We start from the raw sequence: 14,701 nt of genomic DNA, 5'->3' as shown, positions 1-14,701 counted from the left end.
TGATTTTGTTGTTAAGAATGAATGAAGGAAGAAGTTCTTGGAGCGCATCCAAATGGAGAGAATGGTTTTCTGAAGGAGAAACCATCCCTTACTTCCAGCCCATTCTTTCGGTCGAAAAAGATTCTATCTTCGGTTACGAAGCTCTTGGTCGTTTCTTAGACAAGAGCGGTCAAGTACACAGCCTCGGTCCCTTCTTCTTATCCGATATTCCTCACTCACTTTCTTTGTCAGAACGAGAAGAGTTCATAGCATTAAAACTAGAGATAGACAGAAGTATCAGAAAGAAAGCCGTAGAAAAGATCAGTAAGACACAGAGCATTGATCCTAAGGCAAAACTTTTTCTAAATATCTCTCCTTCCTTCATGCAAGACTATCTTGTTTCAAGATCGGATGAGGATCCGTTCACTCTTCAGATCGTAAAGAATTCAGGTATGGATCCTAAGAGGATCGTGATTGAAATGGTGGAGGAGCATTTTGCCGGAGAAATAGAGCAGCTCAAACCTTTGATCAATCTATATAAGAGATCCGGGTTTCTAGTCGCGATTGACGATCTGGGTTCTAAGTCCTCCAACCTGGATCGGATTGGTGCTTTGCATCCCGATATTATCAAAGTGGACTTAGGACTGATTCGTAGCTCTGTTGCCTCCAGAAATTTCCAAGAGATTCTATTTACTCTTTCCAGATTGGCGGAAAGCCTGGGCTGTTCTCTTCTCTTTGAGGGAATAGAGACGGAAACGGAGCTATACAATGCTCTTACTTACGGAGCAAGATTCTTGCAAGGGTTCTATTTTGCGGAGCCAAGCCCGGATTTAATGGATATCAACGGCCTAAGTATTCGTTTCTCCCAATTACATGAGCTATTCTTTAATTATAAAAAGTATCAGTTGCTAAGAAGGATCAAAAAGGAAAGGGAGCTTGAGGACAGACTCGAGTCTTCCGGAATAGAAGTGCTCTCTAATGGAGAGGAGAAGGTCACAATCACTTTAAGAAATTCTTATCTTCTTGAAAAATCCGTCTTTAGAATGTACGTCACAAATAATGAAGGAAGACAACTTTCTCCTAATTATTCCGCGATCTCAGAATCAGGAATGCTCGAAGACGATAGCTTTGTAGGAAGGAACTGGAGTTGGAGGCCTTATTTCCTGGAACAGTTCTATAAGAATGCAAAAGATACTTCCGGAAATTGGTTTGCTAGCAACCCGTACTACGATCTGGAAAGCAATCTGCTTTTAGTTACTTATTCTAAACGATTGCAAGAAGGAAATGTAATCTTTGTAGATGTAAGAATGTGGGACTTCCCGTAAGGAAATTCAATTCGGATTTACTTTCGCGCCGGCATCCGCTAAGAGTCTGTTCACATTGTCGATGAATCTCTTCTTCTCTCCCGGTCTTGCAGAGTTTCCTTCCAAGGACAATCCGATGTATAAATTTCCATCCATATCTTTTGCTACAGATCGGACCACTCCGTATGCGGTAATCGGAGATTGCATCTTGAAGAAGATATCGAAGGTGAATCCTTTTCGTCTTGGGATCTCGCTATTTAGATCCGGATGATTGATCTTTACTCTAAGGCCGCCGGTAGAAAGATCTAAAACAGGAAATCTTTCTTTCACTAGAATGGTATTGGATTCTCTAATCCGATCCACCATATCGAAGGTAAGAGTCTTGATCTCCATCACTTCACTTAAGTCGATCTCTCTTGTTCTATTCTGAGCATGTACATATCCGATAGGGATCGCTTGCTCATCATGATTGATATAAATAACAGGAACGATTAGCTCGGATTTGATCTTTTGATTGGCGTATTCTATGATCTTCTTGCGAACATCGTCCTCGTCGCCTAGCTCGTGTTCGTAATCTATGAAGCCGCTCGGATCAGAAGACTTATAGCTTTCTGGTTTTTGAGTATTAGGAATAAATAATATTTTTCCTGTCTTCTTTACCAGATCGAATTTATCCCCTATGGAATTGAATACGTCTATTTTGATGATATCGTACTTTGGTTTTAGGGTTCTTTCTGTGTCCGCAAAATTCACTTTTACGGATGTAGGAATATTGAACAGATTTGCATCGATCGTAGTTCTACTAGTTCGTAGATTGGTGATCCAGACACTTCCATCTGGAGGCTTGATTCTGGCAAATTTTCTCTCTCTGCTCGCGATAGAAACCGCGTCTACGTTCATAACAAACTGATTATTCGGTCTCTCTTCCATGACCTCGCATTCTAGTTCGACGTATCTCGCGAGCAGTTTGTATAAAACAATATGGGAACCGAGCTTAAATTGTTCTGACATTCGACCTTGGACTAGGATCTTGGTCGCGTCTTTGCTGACGGAAAGCAATTGCACGGAATCGTGACCGTCCGTGTCCCTTACGAGTAGCTCGGTTTTTAGAAGAAATTTTCCAATGAGATGGAGTTTTTTTCCCTCTTCAGTAATGAACTCTTTGTCTCTTTGCTTCCTTTGAACCTTTTCCATTAAATTCCTAGGTCGATCGGATTCCGGCGGAAATTTATCTTGATTCCAGCCTTTGGCTTCGTTTTGATGTAATAGGTAAGGTACACTAATGTCAAACCAATCTTACCGAGACTCCCAATTTTTAGACGGCCTATCCGGCGAAGAACTCTTCAGCATGCAAATCGGGCTTACTTATCGGGACTTTTTAGTCCTGCCCGGTTTTATCGACTTCAATCCATCCGAAGTCGAGTTAGAAACTAGATTCACAAAGAACATAAAACTCAAACGACCTTTCGTTAGTTCTCCTATGGACACTGTAACTGAGTCTTCGATGGCGATCGCACAAGCCCTTATGGGAGGGATTGGGATCATCCATTACAATAATACGATCGACCAGCAAGTATCCGAAGTAAGCAAGGTGAAACGCTTCGAGAACGGATTCATCTCCGATCCGGTAGTGCTCGGACCTAAAAACACTCTGCACGATCTGGACCATATCAAAGAGACCCAAGGTTTTACCGGAATTCCTATCACTCAAGATGGAACAAGACATTCTAAGCTGATCGGGATCGTTACTAATAGGGACATCGACTTTGAAAGAGATAGATCCATCCCTGTAGAGAGAGTAATGACTACTGAAGTGATAACTGGCAAAGCAGGGATCACTCTCAAAGAAGCAAACGACATCATTAAGAAAGAAAAAATCGGAAAACTACCTATCCTAGACAAGGACGGAAAATTGGTCTCCTTGGTGAGCCGCTCCGATCTAAAAAAGAATAAGGACTTTCCGGATTCCTCCAAAGACGAAAACAAAAGACTGAGATGCGGTGCTGCAGTTTCTACTCTTCCGGAATCCAGAGAACGGGTCGCCGCACTCTACGAAGCCGGAGTAGACGTGATCATCATCGACTCTGCACAGGGGAACTCCATTTACCAGATCGAGATGCTTCAATTCATCAAGGCCAATTTCAAAAATCTTGAAGTTGTCGGAGGGAATGTAGTCACCCGAGGTCAAGCGGAGAATTTGATCCGCGCCGGAGCCGATGGGCTCAGGATCGGAATGGGACCAGGATCCATTTGTATTACCCAAGATACCATGGCTGTCGGAAGAGCGCAAGCTACCGCGGTCTACCAAACTGCCGCTCACGCAGCGAAATATGACGTTCCTGTTATCGCAGATGGTGGAATTTCTAATATTGGGGACATCGCAAATGCTTTGGCAATCGGAGCATCGGCCTGTATGATGGGATTTATGTTTGCCGGAACTTCTGAGGCGCCTGGCGAGTATTTTTATGAGAATGGAATTCGTCTCAAGAAGTATAGAGGAATGGCGAGCATTGAAGCCATGAAGGCCGGCGGAGATAAGAGATATTTCAACGAAGGCCAAAAAGTGAAAGTGGCCCAAGGGGTAAGCGGTTCCGTTGTGGATCGCGGTTCCATCTTGAATTTTATTCCTTATTTGAGCCTGGGCCTAAGACTATCCTTCCAAGACATGGGGTTTAGGACGGTCCAAGACTTGCATAAGGGACTGAGAGAAGGTAAACTTCGCTTCGAAAGAAGAAGTGAATCTGCTCAGGCCCAAGGTTCCGTTCATAGCCTTTACTCTTACAGTGCGCCGAGTCTAAGAGCAGAATAAAAAAGGGAAGTTCTCACTTCTTGCCGGGAAGGGAAGGTCTTTGAGACAAATTCGATCGATTCTAGTGATCCTGGTCTTTCCGATCCTACTTGGTGGGGAGATCTCCTATGCGCAGGCTCCTGAAAAGGCGAGGGTCGCTCAGGAATTGGTCGCTCGACTAGACCAAGCCTTACTCAAGTCGGATGGTCTAGTAAAGGCAAATCTAATTCTGATCAAGAGAACTGGTGATTCTTGGACCTGGGACATGAGTGTGTTTCGAAAGGGAGAAGATTCACTTTCCCTTTTCGAAAGTAAAGGACGCGGTCTAGAATATAAGATTTTATTCAAAGAGGATGGAGAGTTGATCTACGCATTCAACGCTCTTTCCAGAAAGATCTTTCGAAAGAACGACGAAGAGAAATACGAAAACCATCTGAATACAGGTTTTAGTTTTGTGGATCTCGCGGGAACTTCCTACCAAGCAAATTATAATCCAGTAGTGCAAAGTGATCTAGACGTTGGCGGAAAGAAGATGAAGAGAGTCGCTCTTCGTCCGATCGTGCCTTATTTTTATTCCAAGCTGATCCTTCTCTTGGAACCGGATACTCTTAGGCCAGTGCGTTTGGACTTTCATGATAAGGATGGGATCCTTTACAAGACCATGAACATTAAATATGGTCCGGTGAAAGTGAAGGCAAAGCAAAAGGTAGGCAAAGAAGATCTGGCGAGTCGTCTCGAAATGTTGGATCTGAACACAGGTGCAATCAGCGTATTAGAATACGTAGAAGTGGACCGAGATGTAAAACCGGATCCTTCTCTCTTCGAATTGGATAATCTAAACCGACTCTAAGATGTCTCTGGAAGAGATTGTATTCTTTCGACCAGGCTTTGTTCCTTCTCCCGAGCTTAAGCTTGAAGGAGAAGAGATCTCTCACTTAAAAGCCTTCCGTGTCTACTCCGAAGAAAAGATTGTGATCCTCAAAGATGGATCCGGAGCAAGTGCTTATTATTCTGTTCCAAGCTCTTCCAAGTCAGGTTCTCTTGTCAGAACGGAGAAGAAGGAAAGACCGAAGCGAGTCTCTGCGATTGCAACGGCTATTCCGAAAGGCAATCGATTGGAATGGTTGATCCAAAAAGGAACAGAGCTTGGGATCACTCGATTTATATTTTTAGTCTTTGCTCACTCCGATAGAAAAGATTTAAATCCGGAAAGGCTTTTGAAAGTTGCAGCAGAAGCTTGCTCTCAATCCAATCAGGATTTTCTACCAGAGATCTTAGGTCCTTATACTCTTCAGAAATTTGTGGAGTCTTCTTCCGATCCGAAAGAAGAACTACTTTTATTGGATCCTAGATCCGAGATTCGAATCGACCCGAAGAATATCGAGAACAAGACCATACTGATCGGGCCAGAAGGTGGCTTTCGTTCAGAAGAATTAGATTTTTTGAAGAAGTACTCTGTGCCTGGAGTGAATCTAGGAGAGTCTATTTTGAGAATAGAAACCGCAGGAATTTTTGCGGCTTCTTTATTTCGATTGGGAAACTTAGACTAAGTTTATTGGCCTACGCCGGAAAGGCCTAGGATCAGAACGCATTCATTCAGATAACTCTTGCAATTGCTCTTGCAACCTTGTTGCATCTGAGCGCAGAAAGTTGCAATGTTGCAGCTAGTCGCACATCCGCTGATGCAAGTGTTGAGTAGAGCAACGTTATCTGGATCCACGGAACTTCCATACTTATTCTCGCAGGTATGTTTGCATGCAGTGTATCCGCCACCCACGCAGTTCGCTACATAGGATGACATTGCATTCCCTTGTACGTCTCTTTCGTGGTCGCAGGAGATCAGTCCGAATACTGCAAAAGCCAATAAAATAAGAAGGAAACGGGTCATATAGGTAAATCGTTTTTGCCCACGGCGGAATGGCAAATCAAAAAACATTCGACTTGCAAGCATTGGAAAATGGAATGAATTGTAATCGACCGAGGTACATGGAATGAAAGTGAATGGAAGAGACCTTTTGCTAGACGAACTTTCTTCTCCCAGCGTATTTGCACTTTTGGAAGCCTTGCGCTTAAAGCCGGAAACAGTCGCCATTCAAAAGAATGGAGAGATCCTAAAACGTGATACATGGTCGGGTATTATTCTAAACCAAGAAGATAAAATAGAAATCCTAAAATTCGTGGGCGGGGGCTAAAGTTCTTGGCTTTTCACCAGAGAAAGAAACACCCCGAGATTTGGAAGGCTCCTGCGTTATACCCCATTTTAGATCTGGAATACTGTTCTAAATTCGAAAAAAATCCTCGCGATCTAGTTGAGCTTTGGAATCGAAACAGGACTTGGATTCCGTTCTATCAGCTTAGAGCTAAGAAAGAAGAAATTTCCAAGATCCGGGAGATTTATAAAAGTTTGATACAGGAATTTCCGGATTTTCCTTTGATATTGAACGATTACTGGAAGGAGGCCTTGGAATGGGGTTCTTTCGGTCTGCATATCGGAAAGGAAGATTACCAGGCTCTCTCTTCTTCGGAAAAGGATCGTTTGCGAAATAGCGATCTGTATCTAGGCACTTCCTGTCATACTTGGAAAGATGTCGAGGAACTGGAGCCAGAGTTCTGGGATTATACCGGTCTAGGTCCCATCTATTCCACTGATTCAAAACAGACTGAGGATCATCCGGTGGGCCAAGAAGGATTGAAAGAAGCGCTAAGGTATGCTAAGATCCCGATCGTCCCAATCGGAGGAATTGGCCCTAAAGAAATAGGAGAACTTTCCGTCCATGGAGCCTTCTTGTATTCTATGATAGCAGGGGCTTCGGATAAGGATCGTTTCGGAGAAGTAATCTCAGTGCTAAAAGATTTGCCTGTTCTTTCTTAAAGGTCTTCCTACGTTTAAATCTAAGTTTCAATTGACTCACAAATTATGTCCAATAAGATGATCCCTATGAAGCAACCAGGGGAAATACGCCATTTATCCGCAAAGGATGATCGCGATTACCTTCTAGATTATCAAACCCTGAATGTGGACGATCTAGAAAAGGCTCCTATTTTAGGAGTGCCTTTCGACAACGCGAGCCTAGACGAGGCGGTCGCAAAGATCTACCATCTCATGGAGGAGAAGGTAAGATTCCATCATGTTCTTCTGTTGGACCCGATCAAGACTATGGCCTTGCGCAAAGGCAAGAAATTGCATCGAATCGCTCAAAAGGCCAGCCTCATTCTTGCAGAAGGAGCCGGACTCCAGTGGGCCGCTAAGAAGCTCGGTGGTGAACTAAAGGAAAGAATTCCTACCATCGCCCTCATGATGGACCTGGTCCGACTCTGCGAGCTCCGAAATTATTCCATCTTTCTACTCGGCGGAAAGGAAGAGATCGTCGAAAAAGTATATTTCAATCTTTCTAGACATTTTCCTGGAGTACGTATCGTCGGTAGACATGCCGGTTACTTGAATACTCAAAGAGAATTACTCGTCAAAGAATCGATTCGTAAGACTAGTCCGAATATTATATTTCTTGCAATGGATTTTCCGGAGCAAGAGATCTGGGTTGAGAATAATACTGCCTTCTTTGGTCATGCAGTGGTGATCGGAGTAGGCGGAGCAATGGATATTCTCTCCGGAAAAGTGAAGAAGGCGCCTAATGTCTTTAAGCTGAAAGGACTTACCTGGTTCTGGAGAATTATTGTCCGCCCATGGAGATTGATCCGCATGAGCCGAATGTTCGGTTTCTTTATTGTAGTCTGGATCAAATCTCTTTTCGTTAAGAAGAAGAAATAATCGTATTTATTTACGAACCAGGTCTTTGATCGATTCAAGCGTAGGAGAAACCCAATCTTCTAAGAGAGGTTCTCTTTTGAGAGCTTCTTTCTTGAATAAAAGGTCCTTATTCGATAAGGAAATCTCGCTTGCCTCGTTGATCTTACGAGATGTCTCTATCGCCTTCCAATAATGTTGCAGAGCCTGCGCGGTATAATTCTCCGCTTCTTGCGCTCCTGCTTTCTTAGAAAGTGTCTCGTAACAAGCCCCAATATTATTATAAGCTGCGATCAATGTCTGGTATACTTCTTGGTGATACGGATCTTCCGTTTTAGGTGAACTCATCTGAGGAAGCTTTTCTTCCATATCGTCTTTTACTCTTAGGAAATAACCCAGAGCAGTTTTGGTCTGTCCAGTATAGAAGAATGCGTTTCCTTTTCCCATGAGAAGAGTAGGATTATAATATTCATCCTTATCTTCGAACCCGGTCCAATCCGCAAGGGCTTTGTCGAAGTCTGAATCCATGTATTCCACCCAGCCCTTATAGAATTTCATTTCACGTAGAAGACTGGACGGAAGTTCTCTTCTCCATTTACGGATGAGATCGAACTGAGGTTCTTCTGCATCTACTAAAGAGAATTCTTGCAATGAATTGCGAAGCTCGTTCCTGCGATTTCGTTTTTCTTCTTCTTCTTTCAGGACAGAAAGGCTTTTGCCATCGGATTCTGAACGGGAGCGGAAAGGATAGATCTTTCTGCCAGGGAATTCCTTCAGAGAATCTTTATCGGAAAGTCCAGCGGATAACAGATAACGTATCTTACCCAGATCAAAATGAATTCGAGCAGGGTTTCCTTCATACAGGGTTTCGTCCTCATCCTTGGAACCGAACCAGCGCATACTTGCCAGATAACGAGAATCCGCTTCTTTCAGTAGATCCTTAGCTTCTTCGAAATTTCCGACTCGAATGGAATGCTCTGCTAGTTCCAACACTGCAAGCCAATGTTTCGGATCTAGAGTAGCCGCTTTCTCAAAGAATCTTCTCGCTTGGATATTTTCCTTTTGAGAAAGATAATATTGCCCTCGTTGGTAATAACCTTCTGCGTAATCCTTTCCTTCGATCTCGGTTCCGGTTCTTTCGTCTTCCATAGATCTTCTGTAGATCGTATCTAAAAGTCGGATTGCGCTTTCTTCTATCTCAATGCCGGAAACTTGATCCACAGGATTGATATTGTATTTAATTCTAAGTTCCTGAGGATCAATGCTCGCATAAAAGGATGCCAGTTTTGAGAGAGTATAGAAGGGGAGTTCAGACTCCATATCCAGGTTATTTCTAAGAAGTCGATGGTGGTTCAGAACGAATTGTGGATCCCCGCTTTCCTTCCACATTTCCAGATAGGTGGAGATCAAACCGGATTGACCTGGAACACTTTTAGGATTCGCTTCTACAATCCTATTATAGAAGGATGCTGCCTTTCCGAATTCTCTACGATTATAATAGATCTTTGCGATCCCTGCGGTAGAAAGCTCGTCATACGGACTTTCTCCGTCTGTGAATACTTTGCTATAATAATCCACAGACAACGCGTCGTTTTTATATCTTCCTTTCTTGCCTTCGCTAGGTTCTGCGAAATCCGGCATGATCTGAGAATGGAACCAGCCTAGATTTCGATACGTATTATTATCATGAGATTTTTCTCTCAATCTCATGACTAAGAAGGCTCCAGGGACAACGACCTTTCTTGCGGTTTTCTCTTGGTCTAAAAGGAATTTAACTCCTTCTTTTCCTTGGTTTACTACCGTGCTGGTCTTGAATTTCTTGTCGCTCCAAGATTCTCCTTGGGCTAGGTGGACCATAGGAGCCTGTTCTCTTTTATTCCAAGAATCTAATGTTCCTGCACCCAGATCAGGCTCTATTCTTCCGAATAATTTTTCGAAAGATAGTTCGTATTCGCCTGCACGGCTGTATTCCACTCCGTATAGGTTCATATATTTCAGATTGTAAGGATCGATATCGAATCCTTTATCATAGGAATCTTCTATGCTAGTAAGATATTTCTTGCGATCTTCTTCACCCAGGCTTCCTGCGAATTTCTTCGCACCCATTTCTCTGATCTGTTCTAGACCAGCTTCATAATTTTGAGCGGCCTGTCTAGGAAGAATGATATGCTTGTAAGTAAAGTATCCCCCGAATCCAAAAAGAAGTGCCGCTGCTACAGCGTAGAAGGTTCTGCGGATCTTCTTTCTTCTTTCTAGATAACCTTCTCTGGTGTAGATCGGGTCGGAGGTAATGATCGGAACTCCGTCCGCCGAGTAGGCACCTGTCTTGTCAGTAAGTGTGACTGGTACTCCAAGTGCAGAAGAAAGGAAGGCAGCAACTTCGTCAGGAGTGCTTTCTACTTTAATGAGTTCTAATAGATCTCTTTGAGCCTTTTTAGAAAGGCGATCCTGGACGATGGATTCGATTACCGTCCTGCGGAGAAGAGGAGGGTAACGTAGGATCTCCTTCTGGATGATCGCAAGCTCTTCGTCCGTTAAGGATTTATCTATATCTTCTTTTTCTTCTCCGCCTAGGGATCTAAGATCCTCTTCGAAAGCGGCAGAGCCTAGATCCGTATCTGTGTCAGCATCCAAGTCCGGTGAGAAGCTTGTGAAATCAGCAGATTCAGGTACGGATTCCATTTCCATTTCGCCGGCAGGTTCTGCGGAGAAGTCTGCGAATGGATCCGATTCTGGCACGGAGGTTGCGCTTGAAAGATCGGAGAATGGATCATGAGCTCCACCTGCAACCGGAGCGAAGTCTGCAAAAGGATCACTATCTCCTGTAGGAGCTTCATCAAAAGAAGAACTGCCTACATCCGAATCGGAAGAGGAATCGTCAAAGCCTAGATCGCCGAAATCAGTTTCACCGGCAGGTGCCGCTCCGAACGGATCTCCTTCGCCTAAACCGAACTCGTCTCCAGGGCTGTCTTCCATTCCCGAAGCATCGAATCCGGAGAAAGGATCTTCTCCTGTAGGAGCTCCTCCACCGAAATCACCTAAATCTTCCGAGACAGAAGGAGAATCTTCTTCTCCCAATCCTCCGAAAGGATCCGAATCGGAATCAGCAGGAGGAGCGCCCAGATCATCCATATTGAAATCGGAAGAGTCACCGAAATCGTCGGAAGCTGCAGGCGTAGGTGTATCAAAATCTTCTAATGGAGAATCTAAGGCAGGACCGGAGTCCAAACCACCGAAAGGATCGTCTCCTCCGAAATCTCCTGTGTCGGCTGGAGCGTCTGTACCAAGATCAGGGGCGCCGAAATCATCCATGCCGGAACTGGAGAATGGATCTTCTTCAGTGGCCTCAGGTTCCGGACTACCAAAATCGCCGAAATCGTCGGAGGCAGGAGGATTTTCATCAAAGCCACCGAATGGATCCTCGCCTGCATCAATGCTTGGCGGTGCATCCTGGGAAGATGGCTCGGTTAATAGTTCGTCTAGATCGATATCATCGTCTTCTGAGAAAGAGAGGGGCTTGGGTTTTTGAATAGGTTCAGGCGCTTCTTCATCGTCTCCACCTAAATCGAATGAATCTTCATCCGAAGTTTCTCCCGAATCAGCGTCCTCATCCTCGATATTGATGGGAACACCGTATCCCATCTTTTCGCGAAATGCGGACAGCATCGGATTCAGGTCTTCCGAAGATTCCGGGTTTTTACTCAATGGTTCTAAGATGGAGCGGATCTGCTCCAACTCTTGATCCGAATAATTTGAAGAAGGCTCGGCCATAAAGTCCTTCCAATAGTATCGGCCGATCCCAGAAAGATCAAAGATTTTTTCCTTATGTCGGATGTAGGAGTTCCTACCAGAAATGCGCTTAGGCTTTCCGGGAAATCCTACGACAATCGGTTTAGTATATGTTTCCGGTAAAGAAAGCCAAGGCTATCGCCTTACTCACCCTTGTGCTGACCTTCGCACTCGCCGCCGAAGAAGCGGAAGATTGGATCGGCGCGTTCCGTTCTGTGGATTACGAAGAAGGAGAGGAATCTCTCCCTGAAGAAAAGATCTATTATTTCTGGCAATTGGAGAACCTAAGAAAGGCAGTCCCTCCCAGATTCATCCGTTTCGTGGATACGGCTGCTTCTCTCAGGACTGGAAAGCTGCTCAACCGTGGGGTCCTGTTCAGCTTTGACGGTCTTTCTAACGATGAAGTAAGCGTCTGTGGAGAATTCAACCATTGGCAATGCATTCCCTTAGAAAAGAATGATAAGGGAATATTTTACGGTGTGGTGGATATTGTTGGGGACGGACTCTACGAAGCGAAACCTGCCTACGAATACAAGTTCAAAGTGGACGGTATCTTTACCCATGATCCCGAAAATTCGGATACGGTAGAAGATGGGGAAGGTTCCCTCGTTTCCAGAATAGCATATCGCCAGGGCGGAGCAAATAAACAAACAAGCACACGTATCCTAGAAGATTCTCCCTATGAAGAGAAGGAATTTCGAACAGTGGAGTTTCGGATTTACCAGCCCCAAGCGGAAATGGTAAGCCTTGTAGGAGAATTCAATCATTGGGATCCAGAGGCCGATTTTCTCGAGAAAGAAAGGAACGGCGTTTTTAGAGTGATCAAAAAATTAAAGCCGGGTGAATACCAATACAACTTCATCGTGGATGGTAAGATCGTACTGGATACATATAATCCCTTAACGGTTTTACGAGAAGATACTGGGGAAATTTCTTCTTCCCTACTGATCCCGGATCGAAATGGAGTTCTAGAAAGAAAGGCGAACTAGTTCCCACACGAAAAAGTTCGATTTCTTTTTTCATTGCTGGAGAACTGAATTTCTGATATAGAGGCGAGGAGCCTCTCCCACTGGGGACCCGCCTCCACCACCCGATGAGGGTGGGGGCCAATTTCAATTCGAGCCGGATCACATTTTGCTTCACTTTGCTCAGCCAACTCTTCTGGAATCTTGCTCCCTATGGGTCGCAAGATTGGGTGGGGGCCATTCTGAAAAGAAGATTGACCCACATAGCCGAGATCAGATTCTTTAGGTCCGTCTATGGAAAAGCTTCGCACCATCGTATATTCGGCGATCGCAATCATAGTCCTTCTGATCGTTTTCACTCTTTTGAAGAGTTGGTTCGTATACGATCGAGGGATCGAGATTGCGAAGACTTCGTCTAACAAAAGCCAAACGGTATACGTAGAGCCTGACGACGACCTGGTAGAACATTCCGCTGTTGCTTGGGGGAGATTCTTATTTTATCCCCTTGGCTTAAATCGAGACAGAGAGAATTTCGGGGTCAGAAAGACCTTAAATCATGCACAGAACCTGGTTTTTGTGGACTTGCAAACCGGTAGAAATCGAAAGGTTTTCACTAAAAGCGTTTATATCTGGGATTATTTCTATGGGGCAGAGCCAGAGAAATCTTCTTCCGATCTGGAGAATCCAGAGCTTCTCTACGCAAATATCTTTCCGGGACTAAAAACGGGAAAGAAATTCGTGATCATCGGAATGCCCGAAGACACAAATAAAGACGGGTATCTGAACCAAAAAGATTCCAAGAAAGTATTCGTATACGATCCTGCATTGGATGAGCTAGCTCCCGTCCTTCCCAAAAAATATTATTTGGAAAAGATCCTTCCGGATTCTCCTGAAAACAAACTGGTGATGATCGTAAAAAGGGAGGAAGAACAGGCAGCGAAGAAGAAGCCGAACCTTCCTACATTGTTCATTTATGATACTCTTCAGAGGAGAGGGCAGATCGTAGAGCGCCCTTAGCCCTTAGTATTTTCTAATATTCTAATAAACTAGACTAAGTAGATTTTCATATAAGAAGAGGCGGTTTCCCGCCTCTTTTGCTTTCTATTCTTCTTGTGCTTCTAACCAGCGTTCTGCTTCCAGAGCCGCCATACAACCGGAGCCGGCCGCGGTGATTGCTTGTCTATACACCTTGTCTTGCACGTCTCCAGCAGCAAAGACTCCATCCACACTGGTCTTTGTAGTACCAGGAACAGTCTTGATATAACCGGATTCGTCTAGGTCCAGCTGACCTTCGAAGATTTCAGTATTCGGCTTATGACCGATTGCGTAGAAGAGGCCTCCTACAGGAAGTTCAGTCACTTTCCCAGTGTTTACTTCTTTTACGGAAAGGGAAGTGAGCTGGTTTCCATTTCCCTGAGCGCCTTCGACCTGAGTGTTCCAGATGATCTGGATCTTAGGATGAGTCGTCGCGCGTTTTTGCATGATCTTGGAAGCGCGGAGGCTGTCCCTTCTGTGGATCAAATATACTTTGGATGCAAACTTAGTGAGGTGAGCCGCTTCTTCTACAGCAGAGTCTCCTCCTCCTACAACGGCTAATTCTTTATTTCGGTAGATAGGAAGTGCCCCATCGCAGACTGCGCAAGCGGAGATCCCTTTCTGCCAATAGGAATCTTCTCCAGGGATGAACATTCTCTTAGCTGTGGCACCAGTCGCAATGATTACGGTTTCTGCCTCGATTAATTCGTCGTCCGACCAAATGCGAAACGGTCTTTTAGAAAAATCTACTTTTGTAATGGTCTGGGTGAAGATCTTAGTTCCGTATTTCTCGGACTGTTCTCTGAATAGAGTGGTGAGCTTCGTTCCGTCGATTCCTTCCGGAAAACCTGGAAAGTTTTCCACTTCAGTGGTGGTAGTCAATTGTCCGCCGGCCGCGATTCCTCCGGCCATAAAGCCTTCGTACATGACTGGATTCAAATTTGCTCTGGCAGAGTAAATTGCCGCTGTATGACCTGCAGGCCCGGATCCTATGATAACTACTTTGTGGGGCATGGCTTCCTCAAATGTTTAGAATGATTCTAAATTGAATTTATTTTTAGACGGACGAATTGTAAAGTAGATCTTTTTTTTCTTT

Annotated in this window: 13 protein-coding genes; 9 read left to right on the top strand and 4 right to left on the bottom strand. The window is 44.4% G+C overall.

The genetic code is table 11. The annotated features are described in order from the left end of the window. Positions 1-17 precede the first annotated feature (17 nt). Complete coding sequence (locus tag EHO59_RS12000; protein ID WP_167882118.1) at positions 18-1,304, top strand: EAL domain-containing protein; 1,287 nt, start codon at positions 18-20, stop codon at positions 1,302-1,304. Positions 1,305-1,310: 6 nt separating this feature from the next. Here EHO59_RS12000 and EHO59_RS11995 read toward each other — a convergent pair whose 3' ends face one another. Next, positions 1,311-2,477, bottom strand: coding sequence for a DUF1577 domain-containing protein (locus tag EHO59_RS11995; RefSeq protein WP_135588305.1), 1,167 nt, complete (start codon positions 2,475-2,477; stop codon positions 1,311-1,313). A gap of 88 nt (positions 2,478-2,565) precedes the next feature. On the opposite strand from EHO59_RS11995, the gene guaB reads away from it, so the two are divergent. The 3 genes from guaB (at position 2,566) to EHO59_RS11980 (ending at position 5,621) form a co-directional block, all read left to right on the top strand. Continuing rightward, a complete protein-coding gene (guaB, locus tag EHO59_RS11990; protein WP_135588303.1) occupies positions 2,566-4,092 on the top strand; it encodes an IMP dehydrogenase in 1,527 nt (508 codons plus the stop codon). A gap of 70 nt (positions 4,093-4,162) precedes the next feature. Next, a complete protein-coding gene (locus tag EHO59_RS11985; protein WP_246052931.1) occupies positions 4,163-4,921 on the top strand; it encodes an outer membrane lipoprotein-sorting protein in 759 nt (252 codons plus the stop codon). A gap of 1 nt (position 4,922) precedes the next feature. Beyond that, positions 4,923-5,621: a 16S rRNA (uracil(1498)-N(3))-methyltransferase gene (locus EHO59_RS11980; protein WP_135588299.1), complete on the top strand. Its 699-nt coding sequence runs from the start codon at positions 4,923-4,925 to the stop codon at positions 5,619-5,621. A 2-nt stretch (positions 5,622-5,623) separates the two neighbouring features. Here EHO59_RS11980 and EHO59_RS11975 read toward each other — a convergent pair whose 3' ends face one another. Beyond that, complete coding sequence (locus EHO59_RS11975) at positions 5,624-5,959, bottom strand: hypothetical protein (protein WP_135588297.1); 336 nt, start codon at positions 5,957-5,959, stop codon at positions 5,624-5,626. Between the two features lie 103 nt (positions 5,960-6,062). Here EHO59_RS11975 and thiS point away from each other — a divergent pair, with 103 nt between their 5' ends. The 3 genes from thiS (at position 6,063) to EHO59_RS11960 (ending at position 7,840) form a co-directional block, all read left to right on the top strand. Next, entirely contained in the window at positions 6,063-6,263 is a 201-nt protein-coding gene (thiS, locus tag EHO59_RS11970) for a sulfur carrier protein ThiS (RefSeq protein WP_135588295.1), read from the top strand. Positions 6,264-6,268: 5 nt separating this feature from the next. Next, on the top strand, positions 6,269-6,943 hold the full coding sequence (locus EHO59_RS11965) for a thiamine phosphate synthase (protein ID WP_135588293.1): 675 nt from the start codon (positions 6,269-6,271) through the stop codon (positions 6,941-6,943). 66 nt (positions 6,944-7,009) lie between these two features. Beyond that, positions 7,010-7,840, top strand: coding sequence for a WecB/TagA/CpsF family glycosyltransferase (locus tag EHO59_RS11960; protein WP_135588291.1), 831 nt, complete (start codon positions 7,010-7,012; stop codon positions 7,838-7,840). 6 nt (positions 7,841-7,846) lie between these two features. Here the strand turns inward: EHO59_RS11960 and EHO59_RS11955 are convergent, their stop codons facing one another. Further along, a complete protein-coding gene (locus EHO59_RS11955) occupies positions 7,847-11,587 on the bottom strand; it encodes a tetratricopeptide repeat protein (protein WP_135588289.1) in 3,741 nt (1,246 codons plus the stop codon). A gap of 128 nt (positions 11,588-11,715) precedes the next feature. Between EHO59_RS11955 and EHO59_RS11950 the strand changes: the two genes are divergently transcribed. Continuing rightward, positions 11,716-12,594, top strand: coding sequence for an early set domain-containing protein (locus EHO59_RS11950; protein ID WP_135588287.1), 879 nt, complete (start codon positions 11,716-11,718; stop codon positions 12,592-12,594). Between the two features lie 270 nt (positions 12,595-12,864). Further along, positions 12,865-13,587 (top strand): hypothetical protein, encoded by a 723-nt coding sequence (locus tag EHO59_RS11945; RefSeq protein ID WP_135588285.1) that lies wholly within the window; start codon positions 12,865-12,867, stop codon positions 13,585-13,587. Between the two features lie 84 nt (positions 13,588-13,671). Here the strand turns inward: EHO59_RS11945 and trxB are convergent, their stop codons facing one another. Next, positions 13,672-14,619, bottom strand: coding sequence for a thioredoxin-disulfide reductase (gene trxB / locus EHO59_RS11940; protein ID WP_135588283.1), 948 nt, complete (start codon positions 14,617-14,619; stop codon positions 13,672-13,674). Positions 14,620-14,701 lie beyond the last annotated feature (82 nt).

This window comes from Leptospira semungkisensis (assembly GCF_004770055.1).
Lineage (GTDB): Bacteria > Spirochaetota > Leptospiria > Leptospirales > Leptospiraceae > Leptospira_B > Leptospira_B semungkisensis.
The sequence above is the reverse complement of the archived record's forward strand: the minus strand, read 5'-3'. Positions and strand labels throughout refer to the sequence as shown.

Excerpts from the sequence above, each read along its gene's own strand:
- EHO59_RS11995 (WP_135588305.1), bottom strand. The coding sequence starts at position 2,477 with ATGGAAAAGGTTCAAAGGAAGCAAAGAGACAAAGAGTTCATTACTGAA.
- trxB (WP_135588283.1), bottom strand. The coding sequence starts at position 14,619 with ATGCCCCACAAAGTAGTTATCATAGGATCCGGGCCTGCAGGTCATACA.
- EHO59_RS11955 (WP_135588289.1), bottom strand. The coding sequence starts at position 11,587 with ATGGCCGAGCCTTCTTCAAATTATTCGGATCAAGAGTTGGAGCAGATC.
- EHO59_RS11960 (WP_135588291.1), top strand. The coding sequence starts at position 7,010 with ATGAAGCAACCAGGGGAAATACGCCATTTATCCGCAAAGGATGATCGC.
- EHO59_RS12000 (WP_167882118.1), top strand. The coding sequence starts at position 18 with ATGAATGAAGGAAGAAGTTCTTGGAGCGCATCCAAATGGAGAGAATGG.
- guaB (WP_135588303.1), top strand. The coding sequence starts at position 2,566 with ATGTCAAACCAATCTTACCGAGACTCCCAATTTTTAGACGGCCTATCC.
- EHO59_RS11950 (WP_135588287.1), top strand. The coding sequence starts at position 11,716 with ATGTTTCCGGTAAAGAAAGCCAAGGCTATCGCCTTACTCACCCTTGTG.
- EHO59_RS11975 (WP_135588297.1), bottom strand. The coding sequence starts at position 5,959 with ATGACCCGTTTCCTTCTTATTTTATTGGCTTTTGCAGTATTCGGACTG.
- thiS (WP_135588295.1), top strand. The coding sequence starts at position 6,063 with ATGAAAGTGAATGGAAGAGACCTTTTGCTAGACGAACTTTCTTCTCCC.
- EHO59_RS11945 (WP_135588285.1), top strand. The coding sequence starts at position 12,865 with ATGGAAAAGCTTCGCACCATCGTATATTCGGCGATCGCAATCATAGTC.
- EHO59_RS11980 (WP_135588299.1), top strand. The coding sequence starts at position 4,923 with ATGTCTCTGGAAGAGATTGTATTCTTTCGACCAGGCTTTGTTCCTTCT.